The sequence below is a fragment of the Micromonospora globispora genome (genome assembly GCF_003857015.1).
In the GTDB taxonomy this organism is placed as follows: Bacteria; Actinomycetota; Actinomycetes; order Mycobacteriales; family Micromonosporaceae; genus Micromonospora; species Micromonospora globispora.
On record NZ_QGGF01000250.1, the window covers coordinates 1 to 13735 of the forward strand.

A 13735-nucleotide genomic window follows, 5' to 3' on the forward strand; every position below is an offset into this window, starting at 1 on the left:
GGTCAGCCCAGGTCGACGGCGGGGTAGAGGGGGAAGCCGGTCAGCAGCTCGCTGGCCTGCTTGCTCACCTTGTCGGCCAGGGCCGGGTCCAGGACGTACTTCGCCTTGGACTCGCCCGGCTTGGTCTGGCTGAGCACGGTGTGGATCAGCTCGGCCGTCTGGTCCATCTCGGCGGTGCCGAGGCCCCGCGTGGTCAACGCCGGCGTGCCGATCCGGATGCCCGACGTGTACCAGGCGCCGTTCGGGTCCTGCGGGACCGCGTTGCGGTTGGTCACGATGCCCGAGTCGAGCAGCGCCTGCTCGGCCTGCCGGCCGGTCAGGTCGTAGCCGGAGACGTCGATCAGCACCAGGTGGTTGTCGGTGCCGCCGGTGACCAGCTTCGCGCCGCGGCGCAGCAGCCCCTCGGCGAGCGCCTGGGCGTTGTCCACGATGCGCTGGGCGTAGTTGGCGAAGTCGGGGCGGCGGGCCTCGGCCAGCGCGACGGCCTTGGCGGCCATCACGTGCGGCAGCGGGCCGCCGAGCACCATCGGGCAGCCCCGGTCGACCTGGCCGGCCAGCTCCGGCCCGCAGAGCACCATGCCGCCGCGCGGGCCCCGCAGCGACTTGTGGGTGGTGGTGGTGACGATGTGCGCGTGCGGCACCGGGTCGAAGTCGCCGGTGAAGACCTTGCCCGCGACCAGGCCGGCGAAGTGCGCCATGTCGACCATGAAGGTGGCGCCGACCGAGTCGGCGATCTCCCGCATGATCCGGAAGTTGACCTTCCGCGGGTACGCCGAGTAGCCGGCGACCAGGATCAGCGGCTTGAACTCGCGGGCCGCCTCGGCCACCTTGTCGTAGTCGACCAGGCCGGTCGCCGGGTCGGTGCCGTAGCTGCGCTGGTCGAACATCTTGCCGGAGATGTTCGGCCGGAAGCCGTGGGTGAGGTGGCCGCCGGCGTCCAGCGACATGCCGAGCATCCGCTGGTTGCCCAGCTCCCGGCGCAGCGCGAACCAGTCCGCCTCGGTGAGGTCGTTGACCTGGCGTACCTGGGCCTTCTTCAGGGCGGGGGACTCGACGCGGTCGGCCAGGATCGCCCAGAACGCGACCAGGTTGGCGTCGATGCCGGAGTGCGGCTGCACGTACGCGTGCGCGGCGCCGAACAGCTCCCGGGCGTGCTCGGCGGCGAGTGCCTCGACGGTGTCCACGTTCTGGCAGCCGGCGTAGAAGCGGCGGCCGACGGTGCCCTCGGCGTACTTGTCGCTGAACCAGTTCCCCATGGCCAGCAGGGTGGCCGGGGAGGCGTAGTTCTCGCTGGCGATGAGCTTGAGGGACTCGCGCTGGTCGGCCAGCTCCGCCCCGATGGCGTCGGCCACCCGCGGCTCGACGGCGCGGATCACCTCGAGCGCGCTGCGGAAGGCGGTGGATTCGGCGTTCAGCGACATGCGACCTCCTACTGATGTGCGGAAGGCCCAGGCGCTCGGCGTGCGTCCTTGCGACGGGACCGCTTCCCGATGGTGCTCCATCCCCACGCGCCAGTCACGGCCCGCGCCGATCCTACCGGGTCCGCCGGGGCCCGCCGGGTGCACCTCCGGCACCCGGGCGGGTCGCGCCGCCGTGGTTGGGCCGCCCGGCGCTGGGCAAACCATTCGCAGCGGCCGGTCCCACGCATCCGCAACGGCGCGCTCGCCGGCCCCGGGGAGAGGAGAGACGACGATGAGCACACCGACCAGCGAGCGTCCGCTCGCCGTGGTGACCGGCGCGTCCAGCGGGATCGGGTACGAGCTGGCCGCGCAGTTCGTCGAGCACGGGTACGACGTGGTCGTGGCCGCCGAGGACCCGGCCATCGCGACGGCGGCCAGAAATCTGCATCGCGACCGCGGCCCGGACGTGCGACCCGTCCGGGCGGACCTGGCCACCTACGAGGGGGTCGAGGAGCTGGCCGCGGCGGTGCTGGAGTTGGACCGGCCGGTCGACGCGCTGGCGCTCAACGCGGGCCGGGGTGCCGGCGGTGACTTCGTCGGGGGGACCGACCTGCGCGACGAGCTGAACATCGTCGACCTGAACGTGCGCTCGACGGTGCACCTGGCGAAGCGGCTGCTGCCCGGCATGGTGGAGCGCGGGCAGGGTCGGGTGCTCATCACGTCGTCGATCGCCTCGACGATGCCCGGCCCGTTCCAGGCCGTCTACAACGCGTCGAAGTCGTTCAACCAGTCGTTCGCGGAAGCGCTGCGCAACGAGCTCAAGGACACCGGGGTGACGGTGACGTCGCTGATGCCGGGCCCGACGGACACGAACTTCTTCGAGCGGGCGCACATGGAGGACACCCGGGTCGGCCAGGGGAAGAAGGACGACCCGCGTACGGTGGCCGAGGACGCCTTCGAGGCGCTGATGAAGGGGGACCAGAAGGTCTCCGCCGGGTCGTTCATGAACAAGGTGCAGACCGCCGCGGGCAAGATCGTCCCGGACAAGCTCAAGGCGGAGCAGCACCGCAAGATGGCCGAACCGGGCTCCGGGCAGCTGAGCCCCGGGTGGGCACCAGCCGCCCCCGCCGCGACTGCCGCGCCGGGTCGTCTGGGCGCCCGGCAACCACGAGCTCTGGACCCTGCCGGCCGACCCGGTCCAGCTCCGCGGGGAGGCGCGCTACCAGCACCTCGTCGCGCTCTGCCGCCGCCTCGGCGTGCTGAGCCCGGAGGACCCGTACCCGGTGTGGCGGGGCCCCGGCGGCCCCGCGCTGGTGGCGCCGCTGTTCCTGCTCTACGACCACAGCTGGCGCCCCGACGGGCTGGACACGCCGGAGGCGGCACTCGCCGAGGCATACCGGACCGGGGTGGTCTGCACCGACGAGTTCCTGCTGCATCCCGACCCGTACCCGAGCCGGGCGGCGTGATGCGCGCAGCGGGTGGCCGGGACGGCGGCCCGGCTGGCCGACCGCGACCCGGCGCTGCCGACGGTGCTGGTCAACCACTTCCCGCTGGTCCGGGAGCCGACCCGGATCCTGCACTTTCCGATCTTCGCGCAGTGGTGCGGCACCCAGGCGACCGCCGACTGGCACCGGCGCTTCGACGCCACCGCAGTGGTCTACGGCCACCTGCACATCCCGCGCACCAGCTGGCACGACGGGGTCCGGTTCGAGGAGGTGTCGGTGGGCTACCCGCGCGAGTGGCGGCGGCGCTCCACGCACCTCGACACCCCTCGACGGATCCTTCCCGCCCGGACGTGACGACGGGACCCGACCGGTGGCCGGGTCCCGTGTCGTCTCGCGCGTCGGTCAGGCCCTCATCGCGTCCAGCGACTTCTTGAGCGCCTTCGGCGCGGCCGGGGTCTTCGGCGCCTTCTTGCGCAGCTCGATCATGCGCTCGCCGATCTCCTGGAGCTGGTTACGCCCGAGCGCCTCGCGGACCTTCGGGAACCACTCCTGCTCCTCCTCCTCGACGTGGTGCAGCACGCTCTCGATCAGCACCGTCGTCTTGGCGTTGTACCGCTCGTCGTCCGGGTCCATGGTGAAGAGCTCGAAGCAGAGCACGTCCGCGACGTGGTGCTCCTCGTACGACTCCAGGATGTCGTCCTCGATGTCCGGCACCAGCCGGCGGACCTCGGGATACATGACCTCGTTCTCGAGGTAGGTGTGCACCGTCAGCGCCTCGAGGATCTGCTTGACCAGCTTCTGCCGCTCGCTCGCCGGCCCCTCCTCGGCGTCCTGGAAGGCCTTGAACAGGCGGCGGACCTCCTTGTGGTCCTCTTTGAGCAGCACGATCGCATCGGTGGACGACACCGGTACCTCCTCGGGTCTGGACTGACGGTGCTTCCCGTACCCGCGGGATGAGCTGCGAAAACGAGTGGGGCCCGGCGACGTTCCGCCGGGCCCCACCACGGGTCGTGCCGTACTGCTACTTCACCACGTTGTACGCGTCGACCATGCCGGCGCCGTAGAACGAGGTGCGCTCCCCGCCGGAGCAGGTCGCGTTGTAGGCCGTCGGGCCCGCCGGAATCAGCGGCACCGGGTTGTAGACGCCCTCCGGGCAGGACAGGGACACCGAGGTGTCCCCCAGGAACGCCGCCAGGTCACCCGCGGTCAGGCCGGGGTGCGCCGACAGCGCCAGCGCCGCGACACCGGTGGCGTGCGGGCCGGACATCGAGGTGCCCTGCTTGTACCCCCACCCGTTGGTGCGGGTGGTGGTGTTGAAGGTCGTCGACAGGATGCCGTCGGTCAGGGTCGACTTCACGCCCTGCGTACGGAACCGGGTGTCACCACCCGGGGCCGTCACGTCCACCACGCCCAGCCCGTACGAGGAGTAGTAGCTCTTCGCACCGGTCGGGCCGACCGCCGAGACGGTCACCACGCCCGGAGCCTCCGCGGGGAGGTCCATGCAGGCGCTGGTGAGGTTCTCCCGCGCCTCCGGCGTCCCGTCGTCCGGGCTGCCGTAGTCGGAGAGCTTGTGCGCCAGGTCGTAGTTCGAGTTGCCGGCGGACGCAACGTTGAGCACGCCCTGGCTGTTCGAGTAACGAATGGCGCGCTGCACGGCCTGCCACACCGGACGCTGGCGGGCGTCGTAGCGGCAGTTCAGCTCCCACGGGTCGATGTAGTAGCTGTTGTTGGTGACCCGCATGCCGTGCGTGGCGGCCCACATGAACCCGCAGACCGCGGCCTCCGGGTAGATGTAGCCGTCGTCGTTGACCACCTTGACGGAGGCGACCTTGACGCCCGGTGCGATGCCGGTCACGCCGACGCCGTTGACGGCGGCGGCGATGGTGCCGGCCACGTGGGTGCCGTGGTCGCTGGTGGTCGGGTTCCACGCCGCCTCGGAGGTGTCGGCGACGCCGCCGAGGCAGGACGTGCTCTTGTCCTTGGCGATCTGGGTCGCCAGGTCGGGGTGGGTGCTGGAGATGCCGCTGTCCAGCACGCCGACGACGACGTTCGAGCTGCCGGCGTTCACCGCCTGCGCCTGCGGGACGTGGATCATGTCCATGTCCCACTGCTGCCCGTAGAGGGGCTCGTTGGTCGGGCCGCCGGTGGCGCTGGCGACGTCGGCCGCGGAGACCTCGACGGTCTCGCCCTCGTCGAGGGCGGTGCCCAGGCCGGTGGTGGCCGCGACCGACTCGACGCCCGTGCCCGCCACCCGGGTGGCGAAGTCCGGGTTGGTCGACCGGACGACGAGCACGCCGATCTGCTTGTAGGCGGCGACCACGGTGCCGTTGGCGGCCGCCACCCGGGCGGCGGCCTGGTCGGTGTTGGCGCCCTGCGGGGCGAGGACCAGGTAGGAGGTGTCCGGTCCGGTGGCCGCCGCCGGTGCCAGCCCGCTGGTGAGGGCGAGACCGACGCCGAGCGTCACGGCGGACGCGGCGGCCAGTGTCTTGCGACGGAGGTTCTTCACACAGACTCCCAGGGTGCCGTTCCAGCCGAGCCCCACCACCTGGCGGGCAGCGGGCCGGCGGAAGACGGGCGGGTTGCCCACCTTCGATGAAAGAGCGTAGGGAGTCGATTGTGACGTTACACACATCCGTTCGGTCAGACAAAAACTGTCAGACGGTGGCAAGCGTGTAGGGAATCTCGTCGAGCAGCTCACGGGCGAGAAAGCCGATCCGGCCGTACCGCGGCACCAGGCGCTGGCCGCTCACCGCGTGCGCGAAGGCGGCCCAGCAGGCGGCCTGCGCCGGCTCGACGCCCCGGGACAGCAGGCCGGCCAGCAGACCGGCCCGGACGTCACCACTGCCCGACGTGCCGAGACCGGCGTCGCCGCTCTCCTCCCGCCACCCCTCGCCGTCCGGGCTGGCAATGTGGCCGTAGAGCGAGACCACCGCGTCGTACCGGCGGGCGAGCTCGGCCGCCTCCGCGTCCAGGTCGTCGCCCGGCTCCCGGCCCAGCAGGTGCCGGGCCTCGGTGAGGTTGGGCGTGAGCACCACCGGCCGGCCGGAGCCGACCAGCAGGTCGGGTTCGTGGCTCAGCGCGCCGAGGGCGTACGCGTCCAGCACCAGCGACGTGTCCGGCGAGGCCGCGTCGAGCACCAGGTGCAGCAGTCCGCGGGTGGCGTCGATGTCCTTGAGCCCGGGACCCAGGGCCACCACGTCCGCCTCGGTCACCAGCTCGCCGAGCAGCTCGCCCGGGCCGCCCTCGACCGCACCGTCGCGGGTCTCCGGCAGGCCGACCACCAGCGCCTCGGGCACCTGGATGCTGAGCGCGGTGGCGGTGGACTCGGCGGCGGCCAACTGCAGCACCCCGGCGCCGGCCCGCAGCGCGGCCACTCCGGCGAGCAGCACCGCCCCGGGGGTGAACCGGGACCCGCCGACCACCAGTACCGTGCCGCGGGCCTCCTTGCCGCCGGTGGGGACGGGCAGGGCCCACTCCCGCAGCAGCGCGGGCGTGATCACCCGGACCTCAGACCGGCTCGGCATGGACCTCGTCCTCCCTGGTGGGACGCGCGCCCTGCTGGCGCAGGTGGGCGACGTCGTTGAACACGTCCGGGGTCAGCCGCCCGTCGGCGTCCGCCGACCAGCCGGTGACCGAGCAGTTGGCGATGACGTACTCCCGGGTGAGCGCCATCAGCTCCGGCTCGGTGAGGCCCTCCACCAGGTACCGGAGCAGGAAGACCAGGGCGTCGTGGCCGAAGAGCAGCACCCGGCGGCCCTCGTGGTCGCGGCGCAGGTCGCCGAGGAGGGCGCGCAGTCGCAGCGCCACGTCCGTCCAGGACTCGCCGCCCGGGGGCCGGTAGTAGAACTTGCCCAGCCGGGACCGGCGTTCCGCCTCTGTCGGGTACCGCCGCCGCACCCCGTGTCCGGTGAGCCCGTCGAGGATGCCCAGCTCGCGATCGCGCAGCCGCTCGTCCCGGCTGACCGGGATGCCGGTGCCCGCCAGGGCCAGCTCGGCGGTCTGCACGGCCCGCAGGTACGGCGACACCACCGCCACGTCCGGCCGACGCGCCTCCGGCAGGCCGGCCAGCCAGCGGCCGGTGGCCCGGGCCTGGTCCTCGCCGGTCGGAGAGAGCGGCACGTCGGCGTCCCGATGGGTCAGCTCGATCAGCTCGGCCCCGGACGCCTCCGCCGCGGTCGCCGCGACGTTCGCCGTGCTCTCGCCGTGCCGCACGATCCAGAGCGCTCCCAGTTCCGCCATGCGGCTTGCGGTACCCGGGCCCCGCACCGGGTAACCGTGCCGGTCGGCGGGTCGGCCCATGGCCGATACGGCCCGGGCGGGTGCCGGTTACGGGGGCGTGAACCAGGCGGGGGCGGGTAAGCGCTGGCTCCACCGAGAAGCCGACGCATTGGGGAGGTGTGCCGTGGCGACCATGGTCAAAGAGCCGGCCAGCCCGGTCAAGGACAAGAACTACGACCTGATCCACGCGGTGCAGATGTCACTGAAGCACATCTGGCAGATGGAGACGTACATCGCCGACGCGGAACAGCGGGGCGACACCGAGCTGGCCACCTGGTTCCGCAAGATCCAGGAGAACAACCGCAAGGCCGGCGAGCAGGGCAAGAAGATGCTCATGGAACGGATGCAGCGGGAGAACGGCTGATCCGTACGCGATGACCGGACGGGCGATGCGCCCGTCCGGTCGCCGCGTGTCCTCAGGCCGGCACGCTGGACGGGGCGGCGCGCCGTGGCATCGACCGGGCAGAATGTTCATCGCCGTCCCACGGGCGGCGACGGAAGTCCGGTCCAGGGAGGACGGCGTACGGATGACGGTCATCAGGGGTCTGCGGGAAGCGCTCTTGCTCTTCCTCATCGCGGTGGTGGTGATCGCGGTCGCCGTGGGGATCTGGGTCGGGGTGAGCGGGGGCGACTTCACCCACCGGCTCGGCATCGCCTTCATGGTGGTCGGCGCGCTGATCGGGATGACCGGGGATCTGACGCTGAGTCGGATCGAGACGATGCCGGCGCGTTCCGTGTTCGGGCTGGCACCCGAGCGGGAGGGCGCGGGTGGAGGACGGGTGCTCACCGGCGTCGGCATCTTCCTGTTCGTCGCGGTGCCGCTGATCGCGGTCGGCGTCCTGCTCGTCGCCTGACAATCCGTTTCCTCTCATGACGCAGGAGTAAGCGCATGATTGGATGTCCTACCTTGCGGTGGGACGGTCCCGGTCTTGCCCGCGGTGGCGGTGCCGGGTTGACGTTTCACAGCCACCGGCACCGCGAGCGGGGTCTTACGGTCGGCTCCACGTCCGTTTAGCGTCTCCGGGCCACTCCCGGCGACGGTGGCCGCCAGAGCGGCCAAATTGCGTGCGGCGTTGACGTCCCGGTCCAGGACCAGGCCGCATGGTGTGCAGGTGAAGGTGCGTTCGGACAGGGCTAGTTTGGTTCTCACCGCGCCGCAGCCCGAGCACGTCTTGGAGGAGGGATACCAGCGGTCGGCCACCATCAGGCGGCTGCCGTACCACTGTGTCTTGTAGGCCAGATGTCGGCGGATCTCGGCGAAGCCGGCGTCGGCGATCCGCCGCGCCAGCCTGCGGTTACGCAGCATGCCGGCGACGTTGAGGTCTTCGATCACGATCGTGCCGTAGGTGGCGGCGAGGCGGGTGGTGAGCTTGTGCAGGCCGTCACAGCGCAGGTTCGCCACCCGGAGGTGCACTCGGCTGAGTTGGCCGCGCACCCGCTCCCACCGTTTCGATGCATCTCGGCGGGTGCGCCGGTCCGGCGCCACCTTGCGGGATAGCCCACGGCTGATCCGGCGTAGCTTCCGCAGGGCGGCTTCAAGCTGCCGTGGGTTCGGCACCGGTTCGCCGGTGGACAGCACCGCCAAGTGCCTCACCCCAAGGTCCACGCCGACCGTCGCGCAGGGACGGGCGGGGGTGCGTTGCGCACGCTCAACCTCGCAGGTGAACGACACGTACCAGCGGTGACCGTCGCGGCGCACCGTGGCGGACAGGATCCGGGCGGTGCCGGCCTCCAGCCGGCGGGCGAGTTTGCGGGCTGACTCGTGCAGCTTCAACCGGCCCAGCCGGGGCAGCACCACATGCTGACGATCCGGCTCCACTCGAATGGCCCCGGTGGTGAACCGCACCGATGGGGTCGACCGGCGGCGCGACTTGAACCTCGGGAATCCGACCCGGCGTCCGCAGCGCTTACCAGAGCGGGAGGCGGCCCAGTTCGTCAACGCCCGGGCGAGAGCGTCCAGGCCGGTGTTGTACGCCTCCTTCGAGTAATCCCGCCACCACGGCGCTACCTCATCCTTCGCCGCGTTCCACGACCGACGCAGCGCCGGCAGAGACCAGCCGATCGCAGGGGTGAGTTCCTCCTCACAGACGCCGTAACTGCGTTCGGCGGCCCGCTGATCCAGCACCGCCTTGACCCGCTCGAGTCCCCAGTTGTACGCCATGCGGGCGGCGCCCGCATGAGCTGCCAACGCCCGCTGCTGCGCAGGGGACAGGTCAAGGGCGAACCGATACGCCTGGACGACGCTCAGCCTCTCCCGGTGCCCCACGCCCGGCACCCTAACCACCCGGTACGACATACACCCCAGCCAGCCGCACCCGCCCCCGCCGCTGCGGCGCCAGACACCCGACCCACACCCCGCCACAACGCACCCACAACGCAGGGCCACTCACCCAGAGGCACCACCGCTTACCAGCGCCTACTCGACCGGCAACAGTTAACTACCCCGCGACCCGGCCACCGACGTCGTACGGTGTCAGGCGTGGCGACCACGGCGGCGGAGGAGATCCGGGTGGGGGAGCGGCTGGTCCGCGTCTCCAACCCCGACAAGCCGTACTTCCCGGAGCGCGGACTGACCAAGTTGGACGTCGTCCGCTACTTCCTCGCCGTCGGCGACGGCATCCTGCGCGCGTTGCGGGACCGCCCGACGATGTTGGAGCGCTGGCCGCGCGGCGTCTTCGAGGGTGCGAAGGTGGCCACCCGGGCGGACAACCGCGGCGACGCGTTCTACCAGAAGCGGCTGCCCGCCGGGGCGCCCGACTGGGTGCGCACCGCACACATCACGTTCCCGAGCGGGCGCACCGCCGACGAGATGGCCCCGAGCGAGCTGGCCGCGGTGATCTGGGCGGTCAACCTGGGCACCCTGCGCTTCCACCCGTGGCCCGTCTCGGCCGCCGACGTGGAGCACCCGGACCAGCTCCGCATCGACCTGGACCCGATGCCCGGGGTCGACTTCGCCCAGGTCGTTCCGGTCGCCCACGAGGTCCGGGCGTTCCTCGACGAGCTGGGGCTGGTGGGCTACCCGAAGACCACCGGCGGGCGGGGCCTCCACATCTACCTGTCCATCGAGCCGCGGTGGAGCTTCGGCGAGTGCCGGCGGGCGGTGCTGGCCCTGGGCCGGGAGATGCAGCGCCGGCTGCCGGAGCTGGTCACCACCACCTGGTGGCGGGAGCAGCGGGACCGGCCGGTCTTCGTGGACTACAACCAGATGGCCCGGGACCACACCGTGACCTCGGCGTACTCGATCCGGCCGACGCCCCGGGCGCTGGTCTCCGCGCCGCTGGACTGGTCGGAGCTGGACGACGTGCGGCCGGAGGACTTCGACGTGGTCACCATGCCGGCCCGGTTCGCCGAGCGCGGCGACCCGCACGCCGGCCTGGACGACCGCCCGTTCTCCCTGGAACCGCTGCTGGAGCTCGCCGACCGGGAGGGGCTGGAGGCCCCGCCGGAGCGCTGATCCTCACTGCCACGGGTTCTGCCCGCCGTCGAACTCCTCGAAGACCAGCCAGCTGCGGGTGGAGAGCACCCCGGCGATGCCCTGTACCCGGTCCAGCACCACGTCCCGCAGGGTGGCGTTGTCCGGCGCCCGGACCAGGGCCAGCACGTCGTGCTCACCGCTGAGCAGCGCGACATGCTCGATGTAGCGCACCCGGGCCAGCTCCGCCGAGACCTCCCGCCAGGTGTTCTGCTGGATGGTCAGCGCGATGTACGCCGACGTTCCCAGCCCGGCCTGCTCCGGCGCCACCTGAGCCCGGAAACCGGTGATCACCCCGTCCCGCAGCAGCCGCTCCACCCGGGCGTACGCGTTGGTCCGGGAGACGTGCACCCGTTCGGCCAGCGTACGGATGGAGAGGCGGCCGTCGCGGACCAGTTCGTGCAGGATCCGCCGGTCCACCTCGTCCAGCGGCCCGGCCGAACGTCCCGTCTCACCCGCCGTGCCCGGTGTGGGCCCGGTCTCCTGGCTCATGGACGCCTCCCCTGGATGCCATTCGTCCCACGTTCATCGTGGATCTTGAGTCAATCATCCAACAGCAGGAGCATAGGGCCACCACACGTCCAGGAGGTCCCCGCCGTGACGACCACACCCCAGGCGGTCCGCAGGGCATCCCCGCGCACCCGCCGGCCGGCCACCCCGGCCGTACCCGATCCGTCGGACGGCCTGCTGCCGCGTACCGAGCCGGTCCGACTGCTCGACCCGGACGGCACCCCGCTGCCGCCCCGCGACGACTACCCCGAGCCGCCTGTCGAGGCGCTGCGCGAGATGTACCGCCGGATGGTGGTCGGCCGCCGCTTCGACATCCAGGCCACCGCGCTGACCAAGCAGGGCCGGCTCGCCGTCTACCCGTCCTCCCGGGGTCAGGAGGCCTGCCAGGTCGGCGCCGTCCTGGCGCTGCGCGACACCGACTGGGTCTTCCCCACCTACCGGGAGTCGATGGCGCTGACCGCCCGCGGCATCGACCCGGTCGAGGTGCTCACCCTGCTGCGCGGCGACTGGCACTGCGGATACGACCCCGCGCAGCGGCACACCGCCCCGCAGTGCACCCCGCTCGCCACCCAGTGCGTGCACGCCGCCGGGCTGGCCTACGGCGAGTCGTACCAGGGTCGGGACACCGTGGCGCTGGCTTTCATCGGCGACGGCGCCACCAGCGAGGGCGACTTCCACGAGGGGGTCAACTTCGCCGCCGTGTTCAAGGCCCCGGTCGTCTACTTCGTGCAGAACAACAAGTACGCGATCAGCGTCCCGCTGTCCCGGCAGACCGCCGCGCCGAGCCTCGCGTACAAGGGCGTCGGCTACGGCGTGCCCAGCGAGCAGGTCGACGGCAACGACCCGGTGGCCGTGCTCGCCGTGCTGAACCGGGCCGTCGAGCACGCCCGTTCCGGCAAGGGTCCGTTCCTGGTCGAGGCGCACACCTACCGGATGGAGCCGCACACCAACGCCGACGACGCCACCCGCTACCGGGACGCCGAGGAGGTCGAGGCGTGGCGCGACCGGGATCCGGTCGCCCGGCTGGAGACGTACCTGCGCGCCCGCGGCGTGCTCGACGACGCCGCCGTCGCGGCGATCGCCGACGAGGCCGAGGCGTACGCCGCGGAGCTGCGCGACCGGATGAACGCCCAGCCCACAGTCGACCCGCTCAGCCTCTTCGAGCACGTCTACGCGGAGCCGACCCCGCAGCTGGTCGAGCAGCGCGAGCAGGTCCGCGCCGAGCTGGCCGCCGCCCGCGACGAGGAGGGGGACGCCTGATGGCCACCATGACCATGGCGAAGGCGCTCAACGCCGCGCTCGCCGACGCGATGCTCGACGACGAGCGGGTGGTCGTCTTCGGCGAGGACGTCGGCCAGCTCGGCGGCGTCTTCCGGATCACCGACGGGCTGCAGGCCCGCTTCGGTGACAAGCGCTGCTTCGACACCCCGCTCGCCGAGGCCGGCATCGTCGGCTTCGCGGTCGGCCTGGCGATGTCCGGCCTGCGCCCGGTGGTCGAGATGCAGTTCGACGCGTTCTCCTACCCGGCGTTCGAGCAGATCGCCTCGCACGTGGCGAAGCTGCGCAACCGCACCCGGGGCGCGCTCAGCGTGCCGATCGTCATCCGAGTGCCGTACGCCGGCGGGATCGGCGGCGTCGAGCACCACTGCGACTCGTCCGAGGCGTACTACGCGCACACCCCGGGTCTGAAGGTGGTCACCCCGGCCACCGTCGAGGACGCGTACTCGCTGCTGCGCGAGGCGATCGCCGACCCCGACCCGGTCGTCTTCATGGAGCCGAAGAAGCTCTACTTCTCCAGCGCCGAGGCGGAGCTGCCGGCGCGTACCGCGCCGTTCGGCACGGCCGTGGTCCGCCGGGCCGGCGCCGACGCCACCCTGGTCGCGTACGGCCCGGCGGTGCCGGTCGCGCTGGAGGCCGCCGAGGCCGCCCGCGAGGAGGGCTGGGACCTCGAGGTGGTGGACGTGCGCAGCATCGTGCCGTTCGACGACGCCACCGTCACCGCCTCGGTCCGCAGGACCGGCCGGTGCGTGGTGATCCAGGAGGCGCAGGGCTTCGCCGGCGTCGGCGCGGAGATCGCCGCCCGGGTGCAGGAGCGCTGCTTCCACGCGCTGCACGCCCCGGTGCTGCGGGTGTCCGGCCTGGACATCCCGTACCCGGCGCCGATGCTGGAGCACACCCACCTGCCCTCGGTCGACCGGGTGCTCGACACCGTCGCCCGGCTCCAGTGGGACGACCAGCCGGACGCCCGGTGGGTGGCGGCATGAGCACCGTGACCGGGACCCGCGACTTCCTCCTGCCCGACCTGGGGGAGGGGCTGAGCGAGGCGGAGATCGTCGAGTGGCGGGTGGCGATCGGCGACGTGGTCACCGTGGACCAGTCGGTGGTCGAGGTGGAGACCGCCAAGGCGGTCGTGGACGTGCCCTGCCCGTACGCCGGTCGGGTCGTCGCGCTGCACGGCGCGCCGGGTGAGGTACGCCCGGTCGGCCAGCCGCTGATCACCATCGCCCCGCTCGACGGCGACGGGGAAACCGGCGACGAGCCCGCCGGGCACGCCACCTACCGCGAGGAGGAGCGGGCCGGCTCCGGCAACGTGCTGATCGGGTACGGCACCGGGCACAGCGGGCAGGGCC

At 72.0% G+C, this 13735-nt stretch carries 14 protein-coding genes, 2 pseudogenes and 1 riboswitch; of the genes and pseudogenes, 8 read left to right on the plus strand and 8 right to left on the minus strand.

From position 1 onward, the window contains the following. Nucleotides 1-2: 2 nt before the first annotated feature. Nucleotides 3-1421, minus strand: a complete 1419-nt coding sequence (locus DKL51_RS11395) for a glycine hydroxymethyltransferase (protein WP_109946375.1) — start codon at nucleotides 1419-1421, stop codon at nucleotides 3-5. Nucleotides 1422-1439: 18 nt separating this feature from the next. Then, nucleotides 1440-1529, minus strand: a riboswitch (ZMP/ZTP riboswitch). A 163-nt stretch (nucleotides 1530-1692) separates the two neighbouring features. Between DKL51_RS11395 and DKL51_RS11400 the strand changes: the two are divergent. Further along, nucleotides 1693-2229: pseudogene (locus DKL51_RS11400) on the plus strand (SDR family NAD(P)-dependent oxidoreductase); the annotation flags it as partial. Here the strand turns inward: DKL51_RS11400 and DKL51_RS36270 are convergent. Next, nucleotides 2163-2405 (minus strand): hypothetical protein, encoded by a 243-nt coding sequence (locus tag DKL51_RS36270; RefSeq protein WP_243422561.1) that lies wholly within the window; start codon nucleotides 2403-2405, stop codon nucleotides 2163-2165. The pseudogene DKL51_RS11400 and the gene DKL51_RS36270 overlap by 67 nt on opposite strands. Nucleotides 2406-2542: 137 nt before the next feature. On the opposite strand from DKL51_RS36270, the pseudogene DKL51_RS36275 reads away from it, so the two are divergent. Beyond that, nucleotides 2543-3199: pseudogene (locus tag DKL51_RS36275) on the plus strand (metallophosphoesterase); the annotation flags it as partial. 48 nt (nucleotides 3200-3247) lie between these two features. On the opposite strand, the gene DKL51_RS11410 reads toward DKL51_RS36275, so the two are convergent. The 4 genes from DKL51_RS11410 to DKL51_RS11425 all read right to left on the minus strand — a co-directional run bounded on the left by DKL51_RS11410 (nucleotide 3248) and on the right by DKL51_RS11425 (nucleotide 7084). Further along, a complete protein-coding gene (locus DKL51_RS11410; protein WP_109946374.1) occupies nucleotides 3248-3751 on the minus strand; it encodes a hemerythrin domain-containing protein in 504 nt (167 codons plus the stop codon). 115 nt (nucleotides 3752-3866) lie between these two features. Further along, nucleotides 3867-5432 carry a S8 family peptidase gene (locus DKL51_RS11415; protein ID WP_279306015.1) on the minus strand — a complete coding sequence of 522 codons (1566 nt, stop codon included), beginning with the start codon at nucleotides 5430-5432 and terminating at the stop codon, nucleotides 3867-3869. Between the two features lie 67 nt (nucleotides 5433-5499). Continuing rightward, the gene (locus DKL51_RS11420) at nucleotides 5500-6369 is read right to left on the minus strand and encodes an NAD(P)H-hydrate dehydratase (RefSeq protein ID WP_109946373.1); all 870 of its coding nucleotides are present in this window, start codon (nucleotides 6367-6369) and stop codon (nucleotides 5500-5502) included. After that, nucleotides 6353-7084 carry a histidine phosphatase family protein gene (locus DKL51_RS11425; RefSeq protein ID WP_109946378.1) on the minus strand — a complete coding sequence of 244 codons (732 nt, stop codon included), beginning with the start codon at nucleotides 7082-7084 and terminating at the stop codon, nucleotides 6353-6355. The genes DKL51_RS11420 and DKL51_RS11425 overlap by 17 nt, the downstream gene beginning before the upstream one ends. 172 nt (nucleotides 7085-7256) lie before the next feature. Between DKL51_RS11425 and DKL51_RS11430 the strand changes: the two genes are divergently transcribed. After that, nucleotides 7257-7487: a hypothetical protein gene (locus tag DKL51_RS11430; protein WP_109946377.1), complete on the plus strand. Its 231-nt coding sequence runs from the start codon at nucleotides 7257-7259 to the stop codon at nucleotides 7485-7487. 163 nt (nucleotides 7488-7650) lie between these two features. Continuing rightward, nucleotides 7651-7977, plus strand: a complete 327-nt coding sequence (locus DKL51_RS11435) for a hypothetical protein (RefSeq protein ID WP_109946372.1) — start codon at nucleotides 7651-7653, stop codon at nucleotides 7975-7977. 14 nt (nucleotides 7978-7991) lie between these two features. On the opposite strand, the gene tnpB is transcribed toward DKL51_RS11435, so the two are convergent. Next, nucleotides 7992-9419 carry an IS607 family element RNA-guided endonuclease TnpB gene (tnpB, locus tag DKL51_RS11440; RefSeq protein WP_221623159.1) on the minus strand — a complete coding sequence of 476 codons (1428 nt, stop codon included), beginning with the start codon at nucleotides 9417-9419 and terminating at the stop codon, nucleotides 7992-7994. A gap of 174 nt (nucleotides 9420-9593) precedes the next feature. Here tnpB and DKL51_RS11445 point away from each other — a divergent pair, with 174 nt between their 5' ends. Continuing rightward, complete coding sequence (locus tag DKL51_RS11445) at nucleotides 9594-10577, plus strand: DNA polymerase domain-containing protein (protein ID WP_109947964.1); 984 nt, start codon at nucleotides 9594-9596, stop codon at nucleotides 10575-10577. A 3-nt stretch (nucleotides 10578-10580) separates the two neighbouring features. Here the strand turns inward: DKL51_RS11445 and DKL51_RS11450 are convergent, their stop codons facing one another. Further along, nucleotides 10581-11087, minus strand: coding sequence for an Lrp/AsnC family transcriptional regulator (locus DKL51_RS11450; RefSeq protein WP_109947963.1), 507 nt, complete (start codon nucleotides 11085-11087; stop codon nucleotides 10581-10583). A 72-nt stretch (nucleotides 11088-11159) separates the two neighbouring features. Here DKL51_RS11450 and pdhA point away from each other — a divergent pair, with 72 nt between their 5' ends. The 3 genes from pdhA to DKL51_RS11465 all read left to right on the plus strand — a co-directional run. After that, nucleotides 11160-12365, plus strand: a complete 1206-nt coding sequence (gene pdhA, locus DKL51_RS11455; protein WP_109947965.1) for a pyruvate dehydrogenase (acetyl-transferring) E1 component subunit alpha — start codon at nucleotides 11160-11162, stop codon at nucleotides 12363-12365. Then, on the plus strand, nucleotides 12365-13369 hold the full coding sequence (locus DKL51_RS11460) for an alpha-ketoacid dehydrogenase subunit beta (protein ID WP_109947962.1): 1005 nt from the start codon (nucleotides 12365-12367) through the stop codon (nucleotides 13367-13369). Before pdhA ends, DKL51_RS11460 begins: the two co-directional genes overlap by 1 nt. Beyond that, nucleotides 13366-13735 (plus strand): biotin/lipoyl-containing protein (locus DKL51_RS11465; RefSeq protein ID WP_438819657.1); only part of this gene is annotated, 370 nt, incomplete at its 3' end. The genes DKL51_RS11460 and DKL51_RS11465, both read left to right, overlap by 4 nt.

Bases quoted from the DNA above. Each gene is read 5' to 3' on its own strand.
- DKL51_RS11425 (WP_109946378.1), bottom strand. From the start codon at position 7,084: ATGGCGGAACTGGGAGCGCTCTGGATCGTGCGGCACGGCGAGAGCACG.
- DKL51_RS11395 (WP_109946375.1), bottom strand. From the start codon at position 1,421: ATGTCGCTGAACGCCGAATCCACCGCCTTCCGCAGCGCGCTCGAGGTG.
- DKL51_RS11430 (WP_109946377.1), top strand. From the start codon at position 7,257: ATGGTCAAAGAGCCGGCCAGCCCGGTCAAGGACAAGAACTACGACCTG.
- DKL51_RS11435 (WP_109946372.1), top strand. From the start codon at position 7,651: ATGACGGTCATCAGGGGTCTGCGGGAAGCGCTCTTGCTCTTCCTCATC.
- DKL51_RS11460 (WP_109947962.1), top strand. From the start codon at position 12,365: ATGGCCACCATGACCATGGCGAAGGCGCTCAACGCCGCGCTCGCCGAC.
- DKL51_RS11450 (WP_109947963.1), bottom strand. From the start codon at position 11,087: ATGAGCCAGGAGACCGGGCCCACACCGGGCACGGCGGGTGAGACGGGA.
- DKL51_RS36270 (WP_243422561.1), bottom strand. From the start codon at position 2,405: ATGAACGACCCGGCGGAGACCTTCTGGTCCCCCTTCATCAGCGCCTCG.
- DKL51_RS11420 (WP_109946373.1), bottom strand. From the start codon at position 6,369: ATGCCGAGCCGGTCTGAGGTCCGGGTGATCACGCCCGCGCTGCTGCGG.
- tnpB (WP_221623159.1), bottom strand. From the start codon at position 9,419: ATGTCGTACCGGGTGGTTAGGGTGCCGGGCGTGGGGCACCGGGAGAGG.